Annotated in this window: 4 protein-coding genes and 1 pseudogene; 4 read left to right on the top strand and 1 reads right to left on the bottom strand. The window is 65.7% G+C overall.

From position 1 onward, the window contains the following. The first annotated feature begins 135 nt into the window (after positions 1-135). On the top strand, positions 136-465 hold the full coding sequence (locus tag ACOQFS_RS18480; protein ID WP_421564293.1) for an EthD family reductase: 330 nt from the start codon (positions 136-138) through the stop codon (positions 463-465). Between the two features lie 135 nt (positions 466-600). Continuing rightward, positions 601-912, top strand: a complete 312-nt coding sequence (locus tag ACOQFS_RS18475; RefSeq protein ID WP_421564292.1) for an XRE family transcriptional regulator — start codon at positions 601-603, stop codon at positions 910-912. 89 nt (positions 913-1,001) lie between these two features. On the opposite strand, the gene ACOQFS_RS18470 is transcribed toward ACOQFS_RS18475, so the two are convergent. After that, complete coding sequence (locus ACOQFS_RS18470; RefSeq protein WP_421564291.1) at positions 1,002-1,997, bottom strand: Bug family tripartite tricarboxylate transporter substrate binding protein; 996 nt, start codon at positions 1,995-1,997, stop codon at positions 1,002-1,004. A gap of 390 nt (positions 1,998-2,387) precedes the next feature. Here ACOQFS_RS18470 and ACOQFS_RS18465 point away from each other — a divergent pair, with 390 nt between their 5' ends. Together ACOQFS_RS18465 and ACOQFS_RS18460 are read left to right on the top strand one after the other, a co-directional pair. Then, positions 2,388-3,371 (top strand): Bug family tripartite tricarboxylate transporter substrate binding protein, encoded by a 984-nt coding sequence (locus ACOQFS_RS18465; protein WP_421564290.1) that lies wholly within the window; start codon positions 2,388-2,390, stop codon positions 3,369-3,371. A gap of 55 nt (positions 3,372-3,426) precedes the next feature. After that, positions 3,427-3,544, top strand: a pseudogene (locus ACOQFS_RS18460) (5-dehydro-4-deoxyglucarate dehydratase); the annotation flags it as partial.

The raw sequence follows: 3,544 nt of genomic DNA, 5'->3' as shown, positions 1-3,544 counted from the left end.
CGCCGCATGGGCTCATGCCCCTAAGAACCTGCGCGACACCCTGTCGCCCAGGCGGCTGTGGCCGCTGCGGCACGCCGCTTACCGTTGCGCCACGCACGGGCCATGGTGGCCCGGCATAACGATCGGACCCCACCCATGATCAAGGTCACCGCCGTCTACCGCTGGCACGAAGGCGCGCATTTCAACCACGACTACTACCACTCGGAGCACATGCGCATCGCCCGCGCGGCGCTGCAGCCGCGGGGCCTGCTGCGCCTCGAAAGCGACCGCGTGCTGTACCCGGGCGAGCCGCGCCCCGGCCAGGTGGTGGCGCTGACCAATGCGTTCTTCGGCGACCTGCAGCACGCCCAGGCCGCTGCCAAAGAGACCCTGGCCGAGCTGGCGGCCGATGTGCCCAACTACACCAACATCCGGCCCGAGTCGTATTTTGCGCAGATGCTGCAGCACGAGGTGACGACGGGCTGAGGGACAATCCGCCGAGCCCTCCCGCGCCCCGCGCCCCGCGCAACGCGAGGCTTAACACCCACCCAAAATATCAATAAAAATACCCTCCAGCGCTTACCAGATAAGCGCTGACAGCTCACCTTTTAGTAGCATCACATGTCCCACTCCACCGCTCCCGCCATTCACCTGACGATGCCCGTGCCCACTGGCGAGCAACTCAAAGCCGCCCGCGTGGCGGCGGGCCTGAGCCAGGCCCAGGCGGCCGAGCTGATGGGTTACCCGCTGCAGACCGGCAGCCGGGGCGGCGTGCAGTCGCGCACCTGGCAGGCGCTGGAGAGCATGAGCGACGAGCGCAACATGCAGGGGCCGGTGTTTGCGATGTTTCTGCTGCTGACGGGGCAGCACCCGGACTGGACGCTGAGCCCCCGGTCGGTGGCGACAGCGCCGGCCCCCCCAACGACAACCTGATCCCCAGAAAAAAGGCGGAACAGCCCCGAGGGCCGCTCCGCCAAGTCTTCACTGGGAGAAAAGGGTTTCAGGACTGGGTGGACGCGTCTTCAGTCCACCTTGATGTTCGCGGCCTTGATCACCTGGGCCCATTTGTCTACTTCCGCTTTCTGGAAGGCGGCGATCTGCGTGGTGTTCAGGTCGGCAGGTTCCATGCCAAAGCCCTTGAGGCGGGTCTGCATGTCGGGCTGGGCCAGGATCTTGCGGATCTCGTCGTGCAGGCGGGTCACGATGGGCGCGGGCGTGCCTGCGGGCACGAAGATGGCCTGCCACGACTGCACCTGGAAGTCCTTCAATTCAGGCACACCGGATTCGGCCACCGTGGGCACGTCGGGCATGGAGGCCAGGCGCTGCGCCGACGTGACGGCGATGGCGCGCAGCTTGCCGCTCTGGATGTGGGGCGCAGCCACCACGGTGGTGTCGAACATCATGTCCACCTGGCCGCCGATCACGTCCTGGATGGCGGGGCCGCTGCCCTTGTAGGGCACATGGGTGAACTTGACGCCCGACTTGTAGGCCAGCAGTTCCACCGCCAGGTGCTGCGAGCTGCCCGTGCCGGCCGAGGCGGACGACAGCCCGCCCTGGCGGCCCTTGGCGGCTGCCAGCACGTCCTTCAGGGTCTTGTGCGGGCTGCTGGCAGCCACCACCAGCACCACGGGGTTGGTGCCGATCAGCGTGACGGGGCTGAACGACTTGATCGGGTCATAGCCCAGCTTGGGATACAGGCTCACGTTGATGGCGTGCGAGCTGACCGTGCCGCCCAGCATCGTGTAACCGTCGGGTGCCGCACGCGCAGCCGCTTCCGAGCCGATGCTGCCGGCCGCACCGCCCTTGTTCTCGGCCACCACGGTGGTGCCCAGGGCAGGGCCCAGTTGCTGGCCGATCAAGCGGGCCAGCGTGTCGGTGGTGCCGCCAGCGGCAAACGGCACCACATAGGTGATGGGCTTGCCCGTGGGCCAGGTGCCCTGGGCGGCGGCGGGCAGGCTGGCCAGCGCGCCCAAGGCGGCGGCCAGTGCAGCGGTGTGGATGAGGGTTCTGCGTTGCATGCTGTTGTCTCCGGGAGTGGAATGAAATGGAATGGGAAGGGCTGGATGAGGGGTCGGGGGGGTTCAGGACAGGTTCACGATCGCGACTTCGAACACCGAAACGTCCTGGCTGTCAGCACTGAACGATGTTTGGACGGCAGCCATAGTCATGCGTTGTCGTACAACATGGTGCATTGTTATCCGAACTGCGCAGCCCTGCATGCAGGGATTACCCGCAGCCTGCGCCCACCAATCAGCGACTTGCTGCGCATAGCTTCCACTGGTAAATCAGCCTAGAGGAAACCCTTGGATTTGTGGATTGTCCGCAGAAATTCGAAAGTTCTGCTTGTGTTTAGCTGCGACTAGTTGTACGATGACTAACAACATGACACCCACCGGAGACACCCTGCCATGCCTTTGATCCGCCGCACCGCCGTGCTCGCCTGCCTTGCCACCCTGGGCGCCCTTGCCAACACCAGCGCGCTGGCCCAGAACGCCGCCGACTGGCCCGCGAAGACCCTGCGCATCGTCGTGCCCTACCCGCCCGGCGGCAGCTCGGACATCATTGCGCGCTCCATCAGCCAGGTGATGGCCGAGGCGCTCAAGCAAAGCGTGATAGTGGAGAACAAGCCCGGCGCCAACGGCAACCTGGGCGCGGACTTTGTGAGCAAGGCCGAGCCCGACGGCTACACCATGCTGCTGTGCGACGTGGGCGCGCTGGCCATCAGCCCCTCGGTCTACACCAAGCTGTCGTTCGACCCCTCCAAGGACCTGCGCGGCGTGACCATGCTGGCCTATTCGCCCCACCTGCTGGTGGTGCACCCCTCGGTGCCGGTCAGCAACCTCAAGGAGCTGGTGGCGTACTCCAAGAAGAACGATCTGAACTTTGCCGTGACGGCCACCGGCAGCGCCCCGCATGTCGCAGGCGTGGCCCTGGAGCGCGCTGCCAGCGCGCGCTGGCAGTACATCCCCTACAAGGGCGGCGTCACCGCCATCCAGGACACGGTGGCCGGCCAGACCCAGATCCTCATGAACGGCATGCTCGCCACTCTGCCCCATGTGCAAAGCGGCAAGCTCAAGGTGCTGGGCGTGTCCAAGGCCACCCGCATGCCGCTGATCGGCGACGTGCCCACCATTGCCGAGCAGGGCGTGCCCGGTTTCGAATCCGGCACCTGGCAAGGCATTCTGGTGCCGCGCGGCACGCCCGAGGCCGTGGTGCAAAAGCTCAACCAGGCCCTCATCACCGCCATCCGCTCGCCCGAGATCCGCTCACGCCTGGCCGGCCAGGGTGCCGAAGTGGTCACCATGACACCGGCCGAGCAAGACCAGTTCTTCAGCAAGGAGCGCGCGCGCTGGGCCACCGTGGTCAAGGCCGCCAACATCAAGCTCGACTGAGACAACGTGAACGAACACGACAAGCCTTTCCGTTATTGCCCCGCACTGCACTGACATGACCCCCCAAGACCTCAAAACCATCATGGGCTCCGGCCTGCTGTCCTTCCCCATCACGGACTTCGACAGCGAGGGCAACTTCCGCCCCAAGACCTACATCGAGCGCCTGGAGTGGC

Origin of the sequence: Paracidovorax sp. MALMAid1276 (assembly GCF_049198005.1) — a bacterium.
Classification (GTDB): Bacteria; Pseudomonadota; Gammaproteobacteria; order Burkholderiales; family Burkholderiaceae_C; genus Acidovorax.
Note: the sequence above shows the minus strand (reverse complement) of the source record. Positions and strands in the feature narration are given on the sequence as shown.

What these genes read in the sequence shown, in the direction of transcription:
- ACOQFS_RS18470 (WP_421564291.1), bottom strand. Translation starts at nt 1,997, where the DNA reads ATGCAACGCAGAACCCTCATCCACACCGCTGCACTGGCCGCCGCCTTG.
- ACOQFS_RS18465 (WP_421564290.1), top strand. Translation starts at nt 2,388, where the DNA reads ATGCCTTTGATCCGCCGCACCGCCGTGCTCGCCTGCCTTGCCACCCTG.
- ACOQFS_RS18480 (WP_421564293.1), top strand. Translation starts at nt 136, where the DNA reads ATGATCAAGGTCACCGCCGTCTACCGCTGGCACGAAGGCGCGCATTTC.
- ACOQFS_RS18475 (WP_421564292.1), top strand. Translation starts at nt 601, where the DNA reads ATGTCCCACTCCACCGCTCCCGCCATTCACCTGACGATGCCCGTGCCC.